The organism is Kitasatospora sp. NPDC048662 (assembly GCF_055587065.1).
Map to the genome: position 1 here is coordinate 139,454 of NZ_JBVJHA010000013.1, position 17,209 is coordinate 156,662.

The following is a 17,209-nucleotide window of genomic DNA, read 5'->3' on the forward strand; positions in this document are numbered from 1 at the left end:
TGGCGGGCCAGCGCGGGTCGCCGGCCTTTCCCTCGACCGGATGTTCTTCCTTTCGGCGCCCTGCGGGGGAAGGCAGTTCAGCCGGCGCGCGCAGTCCACTTCGGTGGCGTCCACAACCGGGCCTTGGCGCTGCCGACCTGGATCAGCGTTCCGGTGTGTCGATCCTGACGCGCCGGGCGGAATCCGTCGATCGCGAACACCTGCTGTCCGCTGGTGATGTCGACGGCCTGCAGGCCGGTCTCGTCGGCGATCAGCAGGTGCTCTCCGTCGGTGAAGAAGCCGAATTCGCCGACCGGCCAGGGGAACGTCGCGGCCGCCTTGATCCATCGGACGTCCGGCGCGCGCGGTTCGATCGAGGTGGGGTCGAGGACGTGGACGGTACCGCGGCCGGCGTCGTCCCGGTCATACACCGCGATCCGCCCGTCGTCGATCCACACCACCGGCCAGTTCCACTCCGAGACCTCGGGACACACCGCATGGCTGGGCCCGTCCTCGCACTCATGCGGGTTGTCGTGCAGCCAGGCGGTCAGGCTCCACACCGCCGGCATCCCCCGCGGTTGCCACACCCAGCCGCCGTCGTGGACACGAGTCCCGTCAGGACTCGGCGACAGCGCGCCGTGGAAGTAATCGTGGGCGTACTCCGCATCGTCCTCATCCCTGTCCGGGCTGTCCCGTGCCGTAAGCACCTTGCCGGACGCGAGATCGGTGATATCCAACCGGTTCCAGTCGGGAACTGCCACGTCCACCGTGATCGCCGCCATACTGATCCCCCCGGTGCGCCCGTGTGACCCCCCGCGGCACCGTGAACAGCAGTGATACGGCACCGTATTGGCAAAGTCGGTGAGCGCCGCGAGGCCGGTCACGGCGGTGAGGTCGGCACGGATCTGGTCCATGCCGGGCTCATTCTCGCGCAGGTCCGCCCCGGTGCCGTCCAGCGAGAAGCCTGCTTCCGGTCGTCATGACCGGACCGACCTCACCGAGTACGGCCCCCGACAGACCCAGAAGCTCCGAACCGCTCGGCGAATATCCGGCCGGGCACGGCAAAGGCCCGGTTTCCACCCGCAGTGGAACCGGGCTCCCGCGCTTCCCCGCCGAGGCTGTGTGCCCAATCAGCGGAACGACTTCAACAAGACCGGCACTCCATCAACCCCGGAGAGACTCCCACCAGTCACTGCTGGGTGACCGCCCCAGCCGTTTCGTCTCTGGGTTCGCAGATGGTTTCGTCTCTGGTTTCGAACGATCTCGGCCGTTACCCCCGCCCGATTCCCTTACGGCCGTCGCGCCATCGGACCCGGGGACCGCACCACTGCGAGCGCCCAGCGCCTCTGCCCCACAACGCGGGAAGGCCGCCACCCGCAGGTGACGGCCTCCCAGTGCTTTCTCAGGGCCCAAGAAGCCCACCGTCAGGCAACTGGCCACCCGGACCGGGGACGGCCCGCTACGCCCACTCCACACCGTGCTCGGCGAGCTGCGCGAGCCGGCCGGGCGTCAGCTTCGCCCGCCGAGCCTGCTGATTGTCGAGCCAGATGCCCAGTGGGAAGTGCGACACCACCACCTGCTCCTCACCCCGGGGCCGGCCTCCACGGTCTCCAGCGGTTCCTTGTGCAGGCGGGGCACCCGGGGATGCCGTTCCCGCTCGACAAAGGCCGCCAGCGCCGCCAGACCCTGGACGAACCGGTCTGCCCACGACACCTTCGACTTGGCCACAGTGGCGGCCTTCGCGGCCACCAGCCCGGCGTCGGCCTCGATCCCGATCGCGATGAGGAAGTCCCGCCGGTCCGCGTCCAGGCCCGGCCGGCCGACGCGCTGCGCCCGCACCCACCGGCCGAGCTGCTCGCCCTCGTACACCTGTGTCCAGCGGCAGCACGGTCCAGTCGACCAGGCCGTCGGACTCGAGCCCCTGCCGCGCCCCGTGGCACTGCGAGGGTCTCGCGGGTGCGCAGAGTGGTGCGTACGACGACCGGCCGCGCCGACGTCGAGCAGCGCTTGGCGCAGCAGGCGTATGGGCGATGCCGGCTCCTCGCCGGCTCGCGTGGGGTGTTGCGACATACGAGGCTTCTCATCACAACCTCGCTGCCTCGAAGTGATCGGATCGGGGTATCTGCTGTGGTTTGTCATGATTTACCGTCAAGTGTCATGTCGCACTTCTGCGTTGTCGCGTGAGAGTGCGGCGCTTCGTTGTGAGGAGAGGTGAACCCGCGGATGAGTGCTCGTACGCGTGGACAGGGCGATCTGCCGTGGTACCGGATCAGCCGTCAGCGGCCCGCGGCCGTGTTCAACAGGGCCCTGGCCGGTGGGACGATCCCGGCTGGTGCCGGCGGCGCGTCCGACCTGGTCGGCTCGGGTGGACGGCGTGGAGAGCGCGGTGTGGGGGTGGTGTCGGTGGGGGGCGCGCTGCTGTCCGGTATGGCGCTGCTGGCGGCCGCGGCTCCACCGGTGGCCGCCGCGCCGGTGGAGGCCGTGCCGGTGCGGGCGCAGGAGGCTGATCCGTCGCAGACCTTCACCTTCACCGGCGCTTCGCAGACCCTGACGGTTCCGGCGGCGGCGGTGGTGACGATCACCGCGGACGGCGCCGGCGGCGCCGACAACGCCGGCACCCCTTGTTCCGTCACGGGGACTGGTGGGACGGGGGCGCGGGTGGCGACCACCCTGCCGCAAACCACCGCCCCGACGACCTTCACCGTCAACGTCGGCGGTACCGGCGGCAAGGGCTGCAACGGCACCGGGACGGGGGGTGCCGGCGGGTTCAACGGCGGCGCCCCGGGAGGGAGTTTCCCGCTCACCGGTTTCCGGTTCGAAGGTCCGGGTGGGGGCGGGGCCTCCAGCGTCAGTGCGGGCGGCTCCCTGCTGGTGGTCGCCGGGGGCGGCGGTGCCTCCGGCGGCACCGGAGCGACCTCCACGGGAGGCAACGGAGGCAACGGCGGGACGACGCCGGACGCCACCGGCGGTACCGCGGGAAGTGCCACCGGCCCCGGGGCTTCGCCCGGGCAGGGCGGGGGCGGCGGCAGCACCAGCACCAGCACCGGGGGCGCCGGCGGGGCCGCCGGCACCGCTCCACCCTGTGCCGCTACGCCGGGCGGGCCGGGAGGCGGGTTCCTGGGTACCACGGTCGGCACCGGCGGCACCGGCGGCACCATCGACGGCGGCTGCGCCGCCGCTGTCATCGGTACTGGCGGCGGCGGCGGGGGCGGGTACTTCGCCGGCGGGGGCGGCGGCAGCGGCGCCGTCAACAACACGGGAACCTCGGCGGGTGGGGGCGGTGGTGGTGGCGGCAGCAGCTTCGCCACCCCCACGGGTACCGGCACGAGCTACACGCCGTCGACGATCGGGACGGCGAACCACAACGGCCAGGTGACCATCTCCTACGTAGTCCCGTCCTTGACCATCACCAAGACCCACACCGGGCACTTCACCCAGGGACGGGACGGGACCTACACCATCACCGTCGGCAACGCCGCCGGGGCCGCCCCGACCGACGGCACCACGGTCACCATGCACGACACCCTCCCCGCGGGACTCAAGGCCGACAGCATCAGCGGTACGGGCTGGACCTGTGACCAGGGCACGCTCACCTGCACCCGCAGTGACGCCCTTCCCGCCGGGACCAGCTACCCGCCCATCACGCTGCAGGTCGATGTCTCCTGCAGTGCCGACGACGAGGTCACCAACGTCGCGGTTGTCACCGGGGGCGGCGACACCACCCCCCACACCGCCACCGACCCCACCAGGATCAAGCACCACAAGCACGACGCACACGACAAGCACGACATGCGCTGCGACCGCAACGAGCACTGGTAGACCAACCAACCCCGGGTCCGCCTCCACCGGCCCACGACCACCGCGCCACCGTCCGGGCCACCGCGCCGCCGTCCGGGCCACCGCGACGACCGGGCGACCGCGACGACCCGTCCACCCGTCGGACCATCGCCAACACGATCGTCGGCCGCCGGTAGCCACCTCTCGAAGCACAACCTGGCCAACGAGCCCGCCACTACCTGGCTCACGGCGGAACACCGAAAGCGCCGGCCACCCAAGGTGGTCGGCGCCTTCGGCATGTCGTGTGGTGGGTCAGAGCTGCTTCGGAGCGGCCTCGGCGGTGGCGTCCAGGGTGAAGGCGTCGACCTCGACGGGCACGCCGCCGGCCGGGCTGCGGTCTGCTCGTCGCCGGTGCCGGGGCGGTGGCGCTCGATGAACGCGCGCAGGCGGTGTCGGGTGTCGCCTCGGCCCGCGGTGTACGCGAGGTGGGCGGCGGGCCGGTACACCTCGGCGCCGTCGGCGGGCAGGCCGCCGACCACCACCTGCCCAACCGTCCGGCGAAGGCCTCGCCGGACGGGGACAAGGGGCCCTGCGCCGCCTCCGTGGGCACCTCCGCCGACACCTCCACGCCCCCGTCGGTGGCCTGGCCCGTTTCCGCAGGCCGGCGGCCCCGCGTCAAGGGGCCCGGGGCGTGGCGACAACCCTCTTCGCTGTCCTTCGTCTTGGGCAGTGGAGGTGGCCGGTCGGTTCGGTTCGGGGTTCGCGCCTGCGGCGGGCCGGTGTTCTTCAGCGCGCCCGGTGAAGCCGTCCGCGCCGACCGGGGCCGGCCCGACCGACCGCTCCCGGTGCCGCGCCGACTCCACGTAGGCACCATCGCAGGTGAAACACCGTAGGCACCACCGCGGGTGCGCCCGCAGCCCGCCCCGCGGGGCGAGTAGTCGGTGCGAGGGAAGGTAGCCCACTGGCTGGTTGTCCCAGACTTCGCCCATCCGCCTTGTCACACAGGTAGCGGGCCGGGCGCGCGGTGGCCGGCCTTCACGGCACCTTCCATGCCCCGGCGGCCTGTCCCGGCAGCCAGGTCACCCGGCCCTGCCGCCAGGAACACACCCAGCGCCCGGAACAGGCGGCCCTGGCGCGGCTGGAGGCGGTCCGCGTGGCAAACGCGCAGCTGCGCCTGTGTTGGTCGTGTCGGGGTTCGATCGGCGGGAAGGCCGGTTCGGAGTTGGAGCTGACCGAGGAGGCCGGCCCGGACCGGTTGGAGTGCCCGCGGTGCGTCAGCAACCGGGAGACGGGCGAACTGGGCCCGCTGGCGCTGCCCGCTCCGGCCCCGCTGCCCAGGCAGCGGGGCCGTCCTGACTCCCCGCCTCGGCATCGCGATCACAGCGCTGAACCTGCGTCCTCCTTCGCGAAAAGTTCTGCCGCCCGCCCAGCTGATGATCTATTTTCCGTTCAGAGCTCGATCCGGTACCAGTGGGAGTTCTCCTCAGGGCTGTTGTCGTGGGCCCACGGCCCTGGTCCGGGTAGGTGGGTCAGTTCGGCTAGGCCGTGTCCTGCCGATCCTAGGGCGATCCCGTTCACCTCGTGTCCCTGGGACTCGAAGAACCGTCGGAACACGCCGCGCGGGTCGTTGGCGAGGTCATGGAGTGTCGCGTCGTCGGGTTCGAGGCGCACCTCGTAGATCGATGTGGCCGCCACCCGCACGCGTTCGACGCTGCCCCGCATCACGGCTTCGTTGGACATGGAAACTCCTCCTCACGTCCTCACGTCCTCAGGTCCTCACGGAAGGAGCCGGGTCCATGTCGAGGCGTATTTCCCGCTCAGGATGTGGACGAACTCCGGCCGGTACGGCTGACCCTCCACCGGAGCCGGCGCCGTGAGCCGGTTGACCGTGTACCCCTGGGCCTCTAGGAACTTTCTGACGGCCCCGCTGGGATCCTTCTCCAGCTGCCGCCGCACCAGGTCGTCCTCGACATCGATGGTGACGCGGACGACTTCGAACTCGCTGTCCTCGATCTTCCTCATGGTTCCCCGTGGTTCCACTGCGTCTGACATGGTGCTACCACCTCGCTCCCCCTCGGCATACGGTCCCGTGTCCCAGTCTGCGCTGACCCCCCGCACCCGCAACCGGCTGGAGTGCCCCGAGTGCGTACAGGCCCGCGCCGCAAAGGCCTTGGGCCCGCTGGTGCTGCCTGTCCCGACCAAGCGCGAGCTGGTGGCTGCTCCGGTCTCCGCGCAGGCTGATCCGTGGTGGGAGAACCGAGTGCTGCACGCCAGGCTCTACCCGGCGAGAGGCTGCAGGGTGTGACCTGTTGGTTGCGGTGGGTGTGAAATGGCCCCACACGCCATGTTGTCTGGACCTTTGGTTGTGCCTGTTGGGGGTGTGGCGGGGTCGATGTTGGTGTGGGGTTTGGTGACTGTGTGTGGTGGTTGTGCCTCGTTGCCGTGCTTGTTGTTCGGGGCCGGGGCTGTTGCGCCTCGCCTTCCCGCTTGCCGCGCCGTCGGCCCGCCGGTCTGCGGCGCCGTTCTGGCGGCCGGGTGCGGGCCGTCGTCCCGGGCCCGACCCTGCCCGAGGCTCGCCCTGTCCGGGGCGGTGGCTAGTGACAGCCGGCGACGAACGAGTTGATGCGCCAGTACCATGACGAGGAGATTGACGGCGCAACCTACGCCCAGGCGATGATGGAGTTGACCGCCCCCGCGCAGGAGTGATGCCTGGTCCGCAACTGACCCTCTCGGCATACGTGCGCGGCTGACCCGTCTCACCGAAGGTGGACCGATGCGCGGTAGCGCTGGTCACGCCCGATCTATCGAGTACTCGGCCAAGGCCTTGGCGTCAGCGCGAGGCTACGGTCGTCTCATCGGCAGGCGCCTCTCCGATGCCGGGGGTCGGCGCACCATCGACGGTGAGCTCCGACTTCGGCTCCACTTTCGAACTGGTCGGGCGCCTGCTGCCCCCTTCGATGAGACGGACCAGCATCTGTCCATCTTCAGTGAGACACGGCCCAACTCCGGTGAGACAGGTCATCGGCGGCCTGGTGGCGGGTGGGGGTGCGACGCGGTGTTGTGCTGGGGTGCAACACGGGGCCGTGTTGCGGGTCTGACCAGGTGTTAAGTGGCCTGGGGCGGGGGCGGGCGGGCGTGTTGCACCCCCGTGTTGAACCGGCCGTCGTCCGGTTCGCCGGACTCGGCTGCTCCCCGCTGCCCCGCCCGCGCCGCTTGGTGCCGCGCTCCGCTGCCGGGCCCTGGCCGCCGTGCTGGTCGGCCGTCAGGCCGTCCCGCTGCACCGGTGTGCCGCTGTCGCGGGTTGCCGGGTGGCGTCGTCGTCCTGTCGCGCCTGCGCCGGCCTCGCTGTGTGCCGTTCTGGCCGGGTGCGCTCGCTTCTGTTGGTTTCGGCCGGGTGGGGATGCCTGGTGGGTCAGCGGCCGGCGAGGTGGCGGGCGGTGAGTTTGACGTCCTGGAGTTGGGCGGTGGTCAGGCGTCGGGCTTCCCAGATGACCGTGGCCAGGTCTGTGGCAAGGGAGTTGGGCGGTGGCAGGTCGCCCCTCGGGTAACTGGATGCCGCCGAGTGCTGCGAGGTCGGGGGCGGGGATGCCGAGCAGGCCGGCGAAGCCGGCTGTCAGCTCGGGGGTTGTTTCGACGGTCCCGCGGCCGATCCCGCCGATGGTGGACGCGGAGAGGTAGACCCGTCCGTCGGTGACCGCGTACAGGGCCATGGCCGTGGAGAGCCAGCTGAGGTTCCGGTTGTGTGCCAGGCCCAGGAGCACCGCGCCGAACCCCGGTTCGTACCGGTGGTACGGCCGGGAGACCCCGCCACGCCCCTCGCGCCGCACCAGGGGCTGCGCCCGGATCGCGTCCAGCAGCGGTCGCCGTTTCTCTGCGGGCATGACCATCGTGTTGTAGATGACGGCGTTGATCGACCAATGCGGGTTGCGGGTGATCGGCGTCAGGTCGTCGGGCACCGGCTGTCCGGCGAGAAGGAACAGGTCAGCGGCGTGCAGACCGAGTACCGGTCCAAGGCCCCTGAGTAGCCGTCCGGTCGGCGGCTGCCCGTCGAGCACGTCTTGCAGCTCCGCCGGGTCGGCGCCGACCGCCGCCGTGAGCGTGGCGGAGTCGAGCGCCCGATGGCCCACAAGGTGCGCCAGCAGCGCGCCGAACCGCAGGAGGCCTGTCATCCCGTCAGCTTATCGACGGCCGAGGGCCCTTGGGTGTCGGCCGTCATGAGACACCGTAGCGACTCACCGCGCCCGACGGTGTCGTGCCGCTGCGCCTTGGCCGGCGTCCTGGTCGGCCGCCAGGCCGTCCTGCTGCGCCCGTCTCGGCCGTCCGGCCGCTGTGCCCGTGTCCGCCCTGGTCCGGTGTTCGGTTGGGTGTCGCCGTCCCGGCTGGTGCTGCATCAGGAGACCATCTACGGCGCCACCGGGCCCGCTGCCCGGTACGTTGCTGCGGTCCTTGGTGATCCGCGTGCCCGGGTCGAGGCGGACTGGGAGCACAGGGCGGGGCGCAGGCCGCTGTGCGCGGAACTTCTGGACTGGCTCGGCTGGTTCGCCGATACCGCGTCCTACCCGCCCGAGGACGGCCCTGGTGCGGCCGAGGACATCGTGGCGAGCCAGGCCGTGCGGCCCGCGGTCTACGCCGACGTTGCCGCGTTCTTCGACGACCCGGACCTGCGAGTGCGGGAGGCCGCCTTTGCGGCCGCCGGCCTTTTGCTGGCCGCGCCGGAGCTCGCGCACCACATCCCGCAGGTCGCACCGGCCGTGCGCCGGGTCCTGGCGGCCAGCGCCGACTCCCGCCACCGGTGGATCGCCCGGCACTGCCTGCAGACATGGGGTGAGGACGTCGGCGAACTGCTCGCCGAGGAGGAAGCGCATCGCCGCGCCGAACGAGAGGCAGCAGCCGTGCTGGAGGACCCCTGGGCGGACCCGCAAGCCTCGGCGGACGTCCACCGGTGGCTGGCCGAACGCCCCGAGGACACCGCGGACCGGGCCTGGCTCGCGCGCCAGTGGGTGGATGGATCGGAACCCGCCCAGGGGCCCGGGCTCGCCGGCCTGCAGGATCCGCAGCCGCCGAAGGCGGAGCAGCCCGCCTTCGGCGTGCGGCAGGAGCCGGCGGCGAATGGTTGGGCCGTCGCGAAGGACGAGGACCGCGCCCGATGGGTGTTCACCCCGTTCGTCGGCCTCGGGCCGCTGCACTTCGGCATGAGCCCGCAGGAGGTGGCGGCGGCTCTCGGCGTAGGGGCGACGACCAGCTGGTGGCAGCATCCGGATTGTGGTGAGCCCCGCCATGAGGAGGATCACTTCCCCGCCCTCGGCGTCTCGGTGTACTACGCGGGCAGCAGTGCGCGTCTGGCCTGCGTCGCCGGCGACGCGAGGTGCGGCCCACAAGTCGCGCTGGAGGGCGCCCCGCTGGTCGGGCGGGTGCCCTCCGAACTGGAGCAGTGGCTCCTCGACCGCGGTGCACGGGAGGGCGGCGTGCTCTACCCGCATGCGGCCGATCCGGGCTCGCAGAAGCTGGGGCTCGTGCTGCGCGCGCAGCGGGTCGGCGACGCCGTCCTGACCCGGCCCTTGTTCATGCGGCACGACTGGGTGATCGCCACCTGGGATCACGTTCCGGGGACGGAGTGGTCCACGTTCTGAGGCTCCTGACTCGGACCGTCCCCCTTCGGTCCATCGGGCAGGGTCGGGCTCGCTGTCGTCGACATGGGGTTCAGAGGCTGTGGTGGGTGGTGTGCCCGGGCAGGGGACCGCGCACGGCGCAGAACTCGCAATCACAGCTGGTCATGGAGTTGGCCTGGCAGTGGGCGGTGGGCCAGTACGGCGATGCGCAGGGGCCGGGGTCGACCGGCGTTTCGCCGGAGAGGGTGCGCCGGCACCAGCCGCACCGGATGGCGGTTGGTATGCCGGCCTGGCGCAGGTGCTGCGCCGCGCGAGCGGCGGTGTCGAACGGGATGTCCGACCTGACGGTGGCGGGCGCGCTGTCCAACAGCTGCCGGCTACGCCACAGGCTCAGCCCGGTGACCGTCCGGACGGCTTTGAGCGCCGTCGGGTCGTGAGGGGAGTCGCCGGTCAGCAGGATTGTGAAATCCGGGTCCTCCACGGATCCCCCTTGTCGGTCGGTGTCGTGCCAGTACCAGTCAATCGCCCTTGCGGACCGCCAGGCCATGGGTTTTCGTTCGTCCGGTTCCGCCGGTGCGGCCTCCCCCGCCGGGGCCCCGTGCGCGGGTGAGTGTCTTCAACGTCAGGTCTGTTGCGGGCCAGGACCGAGGAGGGGGCGGAGGTGCTGGGTGAGGAACCCGATACATTGCTGACGAACCTCGCCAGCAGCTACCACGGCTTGGAGCAGCTCGCCCAGGCCATCTACGACGGCCGCAACGGCTTCCCGGTGCGGCGCCTCGAGCCCGGTGACTTGGCAACTGATCCCAGGACGCCGCCCACCGAGAACGAGACGATGACCTCGCCAGAGCTGAGACCATCGCGCTCGCCAAGGAGGAGGTGAAGGACGGCTCTGCCGCGTCCAAGCTCGACGTTGCTGGAGAGCACCTGCGCCACGACGTGCTGCAGGTGACCGAGCGGATTGCGGAGATGGCGCTTATCAAGGAGAAGGACGCGAGCGCCACCGTGATTGAGCAGCGCGGCTGGCGCGACCCCGAGGGCACCACCATCGGCGAGCTGGAGAACACCGTGAAGACCCTCAGCAAGTGGGCAATGCGGCACGAGATTCTTAAAACTTTCCAGGTGAGTTTCGCCAGATCTTTCGATGGCTCGGCCCCGTCCCGGACAGCCGTCACGCAGGCCCTCGCCTCCTGCAGGCTCGGGCGTGCATCGGAGGTGGCGCGCCCTGGCGGAGCGGACGGCTACCAGTTGCCCCAGGTGCCGGTGGACCAGCGGGCGGTGCCGTCGCTGCCGTAGAGCACGAAGTTGCCGTCGTCCTGCACCTTCGCCCAGTCGCCGGGCCGGCCCTTGGTCGAGAGCGACCAGGTGACTCCGGCGCCCTGGGCGTTGAGCCACAGGGCGCCGAAGGTCGGCGCGCCCGTCACGTTCGCGAAGCTGTTCGGGTGGCCGTAGGTGCCGGTGGACCACAGCGCCGCGCCGTCGCGCTTGCGGTAGAGGACCAGGTTTCCGTCGGGCTGCATGAGCAGCCAGACCGAGTTCGACTCGATCCAGCGGCCGTGCGGCATGGTGGGGAGGTTCGGGCCGAGCGTGTCGTTGGTGGCGCCGACGGCCGGGGTGACGCCGGTGTCGGTCTGCCAGTACAGCTGCTGGCCGCTGACGGCGAACCAGCCGTTCAGCAGCGAGGCCACCGTGCCCGGGTGGCCGTAGCTCCCGGTGCTCCACAGCGCGCCGCCGGAGTCCGGGCCGCCGCCCTGGCGGTAGACGACGAAGTTGCCGTCGGGCTGCATGTAGGCGTACGCGCCCTGGTTGCCGTAGGTGCCGCTGGACCACAGCACCGGGCCGCGGTGGCCGGTGTCGCCCACCAGGTAGAGCACCAGGTTGCCGTCGTACTGCATCACCAGCTCGGTCTCGCCGCTGACCATGCTCTGTCCTGACAGGAGCTTCTCGCCGCTGCGCAGGCTGGTGGCCTCGTTGGCCGGCGGCTTCGCCGCGGCAGTGCCGGCCGGAGCCGCGACGGCGATGACCGCGGCGCCGAGCAGGGCCGCGGCGGCGCGCTTGAAGACGTTCTTCCGCATCGAGCGGGAAACCCCCTTGTTCCAGGGCCCACGAATGGCGTGGGCCCTGGATTCATACACCCTCAGATGGGCGTTTGGGCAAGCGGGTTACCGAGGGGCGGGGTCCGGGGACGCGCGGATCAGTCCTCGTAGTAGTTGTTGACGACCACGTCCGGGGTGTCGTCGTCGCTGTGCCTGCTCGGCGAGGCGGCCGCCGGCGGCGGCGACCAGTTGCATGCCCTCGAGGACCGGTCCCAGCCGGCTGTCATCGTCCTGCCTCTCCGACGACAGCGGAAGGACACACAAGAGCGCTTGACGAGCGGGCCCCGTTGACCCAAGCCGCCCCAGACGCTTCTGCCACTGTTGGGCGCGGTGAGTGTTCCGACTCGGCCTCGGTGAGTGCTCGGCCAGCCCGTCGATCGCGGCCTGCCAGTCGGTCAGCTGCTTGAGCAGGCCGCGCACCAGGTCGTCGGCGGTGCGGGCCGGATCGGCGCCGATGGTGCGGGCCTCGGCGGCGGTCTCGGCGAGGGCGTCCTCGTCCAGGTCCTCGAATTCCTCCCGCCACGGGGCTCGGCGGTTTGCTCGAACTCCTCCAGCACCGTGTGCAGGGCGGCCTCGACGGCGGCCGGCACCACGGCGGCGGAGTACGGGGAACCCGGATGGCTTCGGTCAGCGCCCTGGCGGCGCCGGGCCCGAGCGCCCGGCGCCCTGTCGTACGCACCTGACGGCTCGCCGGCTCGCGCACCGGCGCGGCCGCGGCCTCCTCTGCGGCGCGGCCCCGGTGGAGCGTGGCCGGCCGGACGGGGCCGAGCGCCCGGTCGGGATCCGGCGGGTCAGGGCGCTGCTGCGGCGGCCGGCTCCGGTGCTCGGGCTGCGCGACATCGGCCGGTTCACCGTGGCGGGATGCGGGTACCGGTGGACTTGCGGCAACTGGAAGACCCCCCGCAGGGGCGGTGGCGGGGTGTGCCCCGGGAGGCGGGGGCACACCTGCGGGAGTCCGGCGTCAGCAGGCCACCACGGTGGAGACGGTGGCGGTCGAGGTGGGCCAGCCGGGCTGGGCCACCGAGAAGGTGGTGCTGACGGTGGCGCCGCACGGGGCGCTGGAGAAGACGCTGCCGACCTGGTTCGAGCCGGCCTGGACGATGATGGCCGGGTGGACGGGGGCGAGGGGGGCGCTGCCGACGACCGTGCCGGAGACGGTGAAGCCGAGGGGCCGGGGCTGCCAGGACGGGTCGCCGGGCGTGGCCACCCCGTAGAAGCGGACCTGGTTGCCGGTCACCTCGACGCAGGCCTGGGTCAGCAGCGGGCCGGGTGCGCCAGGGGTGCCGCAGGTCACGACGGCGCCGACCGGGCCGCTCGGCGCGGCGGCGGCCCCCTGGGCGGTGGCCAGGGTGGTCAGGGCCGCCGCGGCGGCGACGGCGATGACGGTGGTCTTCATGGGTGTCTCTCCTAGGGGGCGGGGATGGGACGATGGGCGGAATGTGAAATGTCACATTCCTCTGATGTCAGCATGGCAGCCCCCGCACCCCGGGGTGCGGCATCCGCGAAAGAAGACGGTCCTCCGCGGATATCGGCCACCGAATGACCGAAACGGCCTGTCGGCGATCGCACAAACCCCTGGCCCGGCTTCGCCGCGACCTACGGCTTCGACCCCGACCGCCCGCCGCAGTGGGAGGCCGAGGCCGTCGATCCGGCCGAACTGCGCCAGCTGCTGGAGGCCGCCGTCGATCCGTACGTCGACCGGCGGGTCCTGGCCGCCGTGCTCGCCGAGGAACGCCGCCGGCGCGAGCGACTGGCCCGGTTCGTCGACCGCTGGCAGTCCGGCGACCAGGGGTCTTAAGTCACATTAACTATGGCTATCTAAGTTTCTTGAAGTTTTGAGGTTCTGATTGCTAGTCTCTCGCCATGACTTCTTATGGTGAGGACCTCGCGCGGGCGGAGAAGGAACTCGGCGAGGCGGAGCGGGAGTGGGACCTGCTGGGGGTGCGCATCGAGGGGCTGCGAGCCCAGCGGGACGCGCTGCGGAAGCTGGTCGAGGCGTCCACCGCGCCGGCGGTGGAGATCGGCGACCTGACGAAGGCGGACGCCATCGTGAAGATCCTCAGCGCCTCGGGCAAGCCGATGACGCTGGGTGAGATCGCCGAGGCCATGACCGCCGCCGGCAAGAAGTCGATCAGCAGCGGGGTCTCGGTGTACATCGACGGCCTGCTCAAGGCCGGCCGGGTCGTACGGGTCCAGCGCGGCCAGTACACCGCGGCCTGAGACCGCCACCGTCAAGAAGGAAGGGAGGACGAATGGACAGCACCCCGGATGCGATCGACGCCCTGCTGGGCAATGGTCCGCGCCGCCAGACGCCGCTGCCGGCGCCGGCCGAGCGGACCCGGCTGCGGGAGGAGTACGGCCTGACGAAGACTGAGACCGCGCGGGCGTTGGGCATCAGCGTGAGCACGTTCACCGCCTGGGAGTCGGGGCAGCGCGCGCCGCAGGGCGAGGGCCGTGCCGCCTACGCCCGGTTGCTGGAGGGCCTGGCGACTCGCCTCGCCCCCGCGGCCCAGGAGACGGAGCCGGCCACCACGTTGACGCCCGCCGCACCTCCGGCTCCGGCGCCGGCTCCGACGACGGCGGTCAACAGCGTCGACCAGGTCGTGGTCGAGCTCGACCGCACCGCGTCCGGGGACCTGTTCAGCACCGACCCCGCGCCGTGTGCGCGGTGCGGCCGTCCGACGCCGTTCCGGTCCGCCGGCCGTCCGGTCCACATGGGTATCTGGTGCGCCGCCGCCCCGGCCCCGGCGGCCGTGCCGGAGGAGCCGGCCCCGACCACGCCCGCCGCCCCGGTCGTGGAACGGCAGGGCTGGTTGGAGGCGGCCGGACCGTCGCAGGCCGCTCTGGAGGCGCCCGCCCGACACCCGAACATCGCCGCCGCCCCGACCGCCCCCGTGTCCGCGACCGCCCCCGTGTCCGCGACCGCCCCCGCGTCTGCGGCTGGCCCGGTGGCCGCGCCGCGCCGGGCCTCCGCGTCGCGCCCGGCCAGCACCTCGCGGTCGGCCGCCCTGTCCAGGACGAGGAAGCCAGCGGTGAAGAAGGCGGCCGCCGAGGCAGGCCCGGCCGACTGGGAGCAGGCCGCCGCGGCACGGTTCCCGTCCGGCCCGCTGGTGGTGGTGGACGTCGCCCCGTCTGGCAAGGCCCTGGCCGCCTACCTCGCCGACGGCACCGAGTCCGCCACCGCGCCGACCGGACACACGCTCGCCGGTCTGGTGGAGTGGGCGCTCGGGGCGGGGCTCGGCTCGCCGCGCCTGCACCGGCACGGCAAGGACGGCGACCCGCTGGTCGTCCTCACCGACGCCGCGCTCGCCGAGCTCGGCCTGCCGCCGATGGGCCGCGACGAGAAGAAGGACTTCGTCCAGCGCCTGGGCCAGCTCCCGAAGACCCACAAGGCGGTGAAGGCACTGGAGAAGGCGGGGTGGCTGCTCACCCAGCGCGGCCTCGGCCCGTGGGCGCGGATCTACCGCACCCCGGAGGACGGCAAGCGCCAGTGCGTGCAACTCTGCGTCCCCGCCTGGGGCGCCCTCGCGACGGGCGGCTGGCAGATTCCCGACGGCCTCGACACCCCCGGCCTGGCCCGCCTGCTCGGCACCTACGCCACCCGTGTCCTCACCCCGCGCGGCTCCACCGCCGTCTCCGGCCTGGACCTCGTCACCGCGCTGCGCCCGCCCACGAAGGCGCAGCGCACCGAGTCCGGCTGGACGTCCGGCCCGGTGGAGGGCTCCCGGCCGAAGGAGGCGTTCGATCCGGCGCCGCCGGAGGTCCTGGACGTGCACCCGCTCGCGCAGGGCCGGGAGCCGGGCGGCGAGCTGGTCACCGAGGCGTGGGACTGGTACCGCCCCCTCACCGACCAGGAGAGGCGCTCCGCCTGGGCGGTGGGCCTGGACGTCAACATGGCCTTCCTCGCGGCCGCGGGCAGGCTGACGCTGCCGCTGGGCCCGCCGGTGCACGTGATCAACCCGGTCTTCGACAAGCGCATCCCCGGTTCGTGGCTGGCCGACCTCTCCCACGTTGCGACCGACCCGCTGCTGCCCAGCCCGTTCACCGCGGACGGCTCCCGCCCGACCGGCCCGGCCTGGTACTCCACAGCGAAGCTCGCCTACGCCGTCGAACTCGGCGCGGACGTCCGCCCGCTGGAGGCCTGGCTGCGCCACGAGCACGGCCCGTACCTCGACCCCTGGCACAAGCACCTGCGTGCCGCTTACCTGGACACGATGGCCGCCCTCGGCGTCCCCGCCGACCTCGCCGACCGCGACCCGATCGCGTTCCTCGACGCCATGGCCTACCTCAAGACCACCGGCGACCCGGCCGAGCTCGCGGTGCTCACCGCGATCAAGCAGACCGCCAAGGGCACCATCGGCAAAATGCGCGAACGCCCCCGCGGGCACGGCTACCGGCCGGGCGAGCGCTGGGCCGCCCTGGAACGCCCCACCTGGGACCCGCTGATGCGCGCCCTGATCATCGACACCGCCACCGTCAACCTCCACCGCAAGCTCCGCAAGATGGCCGCCGACACCGGCCTGCACGCCATCGCCGTGCTCTCCGACTGCGCCGTCTTCGCCGCCCCCGGCCCCGGCGCCCTCGACATCCTCACCAAGCCCGACGGCACCCTCACCACCTCGCTGCGCCTGGGCGTCAGCCCCGGCCTGGTGAAGTTCGAGGGCAGCAGGCCGATGGCCGAGATCGCCGAGCTGCTCGCCGACGACACCAACCCCGCCCGGCACATCAAGACCGGCGGCGTCGTCTCCGCCGACGAGTAGCACCCACCGGCCCGCCGGCGTCTGTCCGGCGGGCCGCCCAGTCCACGATCACCAGCACGGCCGTCGCCTGGGCGGCCGGGAAGGAGAACAGTTGAGCCAGGAGATCGACGAGGGACTGGGTCGTGCCGAGCGCACCCGCCCTCTTCCTCAGTCCGTCCCCGCCCGGATGCGGTTCCTGCTCAAGGGCGCGGGCGGCTCCACCCGGCGGCTCGCCGCCGACCTCGGCGTCTCCCAGCGCACCGTGCAGCGCTGGCTCAAGGGCCAGGGCACCCCGAAACCGGCCGCCGCCAAGGCCATCGAGACCAAGGTCCGCGCCGCCTGGCAGCCGCGCGTGAAGCAGCGGGTCCGCCGAGCCGCCGAGGAGAACGGCTTCATGCTCCACATCAGCGCCACCATCGGCTACAGCGCGGCCGGCGGCTCCACCGACGACCCCCGCCCCCGCACGATCACCCAGAAGATGCCCGGCTCGGTCGCCCAACGGCTGTACGCCGCGCGCGACGCCGGAGCCGGCCAGGCCGAACAGGAACGGATCCTCGCCGAAGGCCTGCGCGAGCACTACTTCCAGGACAACGGACGCCGCGCCGGCGGCCTCGACATCGAACTCAACGACATCGCCTGGATGGACGTCGAGGGAATCTGACCCACACCCTCCACCAGTGCTGCTCGCGCCGGCGACACACTCGACCCACTCCGAGAAAGCACCGACGTGGACAACACCCCCGAACCCCACCCCGGCGAGCTGCGCCGCCACCTGCCGATCTACCACGACGCGAGCACCGGGGAGATGGTCGTCCCCGCCGCCGACGTCTCCGGCCTGCTGCGCGCCGCCGTCGGCCAGTGGCTGACCTGGGAGAGGAACGGCGACTGCGAGCTGGACCCGCAGACCGTCGCCCTGCTCGGCGGCGCCCTCGCAGGCCTCGCCGACCAGATCGACGTCGCCTGCATCGCCGCCGCGAGCTGACAAGCAGGCGACCCGCACGTCGTCCACCGA

The 17,209-nt window shown here is 72.1% G+C and carries 16 protein-coding genes; 8 read left to right on the forward strand and 8 right to left on the reverse strand.

Features of this window, described 5'->3' with window-relative positions; genetic code table 11:
* Positions 1 to 77 precede the first annotated feature (77 nt).
* Complete coding sequence (locus ACZ6R9_RS28375) at positions 78 to 893, reverse strand: hypothetical protein (RefSeq protein ID WP_465541192.1); 816 nt, start codon at positions 891 to 893, stop codon at positions 78 to 80.
* A gap of 1,309 nt (positions 894 to 2,202) precedes the next feature.
* On the opposite strand from ACZ6R9_RS28375, the gene ACZ6R9_RS28380 reads away from it, so the two are divergent.
* Complete coding sequence (locus ACZ6R9_RS28380) at positions 2,203 to 3,798, forward strand: hypothetical protein (RefSeq protein WP_465541194.1); 1,596 nt, start codon at positions 2,203 to 2,205, stop codon at positions 3,796 to 3,798.
* 1,407 nt (positions 3,799 to 5,205) lie between these two features.
* On the opposite strand, the gene ACZ6R9_RS28385 is transcribed toward ACZ6R9_RS28380, so the two are convergent.
* From ACZ6R9_RS28385 to ACZ6R9_RS28395, 3 genes are all read right to left on the reverse strand, one after another.
* On the reverse strand, positions 5,206 to 5,496 hold the full coding sequence (locus ACZ6R9_RS28385; RefSeq protein WP_380488434.1) for a hypothetical protein: 291 nt from the start codon (positions 5,494 to 5,496) through the stop codon (positions 5,206 to 5,208).
* A gap of 36 nt (positions 5,497 to 5,532) precedes the next feature.
* Positions 5,533 to 5,778, reverse strand: a complete 246-nt coding sequence (locus ACZ6R9_RS28390) for a hypothetical protein (RefSeq protein WP_380488432.1) — start codon at positions 5,776 to 5,778, stop codon at positions 5,533 to 5,535.
* 962 nt (positions 5,779 to 6,740) lie between these two features.
* Complete coding sequence (locus ACZ6R9_RS28395; RefSeq protein ID WP_465541196.1) at positions 6,741 to 7,925, reverse strand: hypothetical protein; 1,185 nt, start codon at positions 7,923 to 7,925, stop codon at positions 6,741 to 6,743.
* A 183-nt stretch (positions 7,926 to 8,108) separates the two neighbouring features.
* On the opposite strand from ACZ6R9_RS28395, the gene ACZ6R9_RS28400 reads away from it, so the two are divergent.
* Positions 8,109 to 9,386, forward strand: coding sequence for a hypothetical protein (locus tag ACZ6R9_RS28400; RefSeq protein WP_465541198.1), 1,278 nt, complete (start codon positions 8,109 to 8,111; stop codon positions 9,384 to 9,386).
* 70 nt (positions 9,387 to 9,456) lie between these two features.
* Here the strand turns inward: ACZ6R9_RS28400 and ACZ6R9_RS28405 are convergent, their stop codons facing one another.
* Complete coding sequence (locus ACZ6R9_RS28405; RefSeq protein WP_465541200.1) at positions 9,457 to 9,846, reverse strand: ribosomal protein L7/L12; 390 nt, start codon at positions 9,844 to 9,846, stop codon at positions 9,457 to 9,459.
* A gap of 180 nt (positions 9,847 to 10,026) precedes the next feature.
* Between ACZ6R9_RS28405 and ACZ6R9_RS28410 the strand changes: the two genes are divergently transcribed.
* Both ACZ6R9_RS28410 and ACZ6R9_RS28415 read left to right on the forward strand, forming a co-directional pair.
* Positions 10,027 to 10,245, forward strand: a complete 219-nt coding sequence (locus ACZ6R9_RS28410; RefSeq protein WP_465541202.1) for a hypothetical protein — start codon at positions 10,027 to 10,029, stop codon at positions 10,243 to 10,245.
* Positions 10,242 to 10,658, forward strand: coding sequence for a hypothetical protein (locus tag ACZ6R9_RS28415; RefSeq protein WP_465541204.1), 417 nt, complete (start codon positions 10,242 to 10,244; stop codon positions 10,656 to 10,658). The genes ACZ6R9_RS28410 and ACZ6R9_RS28415 overlap by 4 nt, the downstream gene beginning before the upstream one ends.
* Here ACZ6R9_RS28415 and ACZ6R9_RS28420 read toward each other — a convergent pair.
* From ACZ6R9_RS28420 to ACZ6R9_RS28430, 3 genes are all read right to left on the reverse strand, one after another.
* Positions 10,604 to 11,437, reverse strand: coding sequence for a hypothetical protein (locus tag ACZ6R9_RS28420; protein ID WP_380488424.1), 834 nt, complete (start codon positions 11,435 to 11,437; stop codon positions 10,604 to 10,606). The genes ACZ6R9_RS28415 and ACZ6R9_RS28420 overlap by 55 nt on opposite strands.
* Before the next feature lie 119 nt (positions 11,438 to 11,556).
* Positions 11,557 to 11,685, reverse strand: a complete 129-nt coding sequence (locus ACZ6R9_RS28425) for a hypothetical protein (protein WP_380488423.1) — start codon at positions 11,683 to 11,685, stop codon at positions 11,557 to 11,559.
* A gap of 734 nt (positions 11,686 to 12,419) precedes the next feature.
* On the reverse strand, positions 12,420 to 12,854 hold the full coding sequence (locus ACZ6R9_RS28430) for a hypothetical protein (RefSeq protein WP_380488422.1): 435 nt from the start codon (positions 12,852 to 12,854) through the stop codon (positions 12,420 to 12,422).
* A 467-nt stretch (positions 12,855 to 13,321) separates the two neighbouring features.
* On the opposite strand from ACZ6R9_RS28430, the gene ACZ6R9_RS28435 reads away from it, so the two are divergent.
* The 4 genes from ACZ6R9_RS28435 to ACZ6R9_RS28450 all read left to right on the forward strand — a co-directional run bounded on the left by ACZ6R9_RS28435 (position 13,322) and on the right by ACZ6R9_RS28450 (position 17,179).
* Positions 13,322 to 13,678 carry a hypothetical protein gene (locus ACZ6R9_RS28435; protein ID WP_380488420.1) on the forward strand — a complete coding sequence of 119 codons (357 nt, stop codon included), beginning with the start codon at positions 13,322 to 13,324 and terminating at the stop codon, positions 13,676 to 13,678.
* A 32-nt stretch (positions 13,679 to 13,710) separates the two neighbouring features.
* Positions 13,711 to 16,218, forward strand: coding sequence for a telomere-associated protein Tap (tap, locus tag ACZ6R9_RS28440; RefSeq protein WP_465541207.1), 2,508 nt, complete (start codon positions 13,711 to 13,713; stop codon positions 16,216 to 16,218).
* Positions 16,219 to 16,309: 91 nt separating this feature from the next.
* Positions 16,310 to 16,858, forward strand: a complete 549-nt coding sequence (gene tpg / locus ACZ6R9_RS28445) for a telomere-protecting terminal protein Tpg (RefSeq protein ID WP_380488418.1) — start codon at positions 16,310 to 16,312, stop codon at positions 16,856 to 16,858.
* Positions 16,859 to 16,924: 66 nt separating this feature from the next.
* On the forward strand, positions 16,925 to 17,179 hold the full coding sequence (locus tag ACZ6R9_RS28450; RefSeq protein ID WP_465541209.1) for a DUF6213 family protein: 255 nt from the start codon (positions 16,925 to 16,927) through the stop codon (positions 17,177 to 17,179).
* Positions 17,180 to 17,209 lie beyond the last annotated feature (30 nt).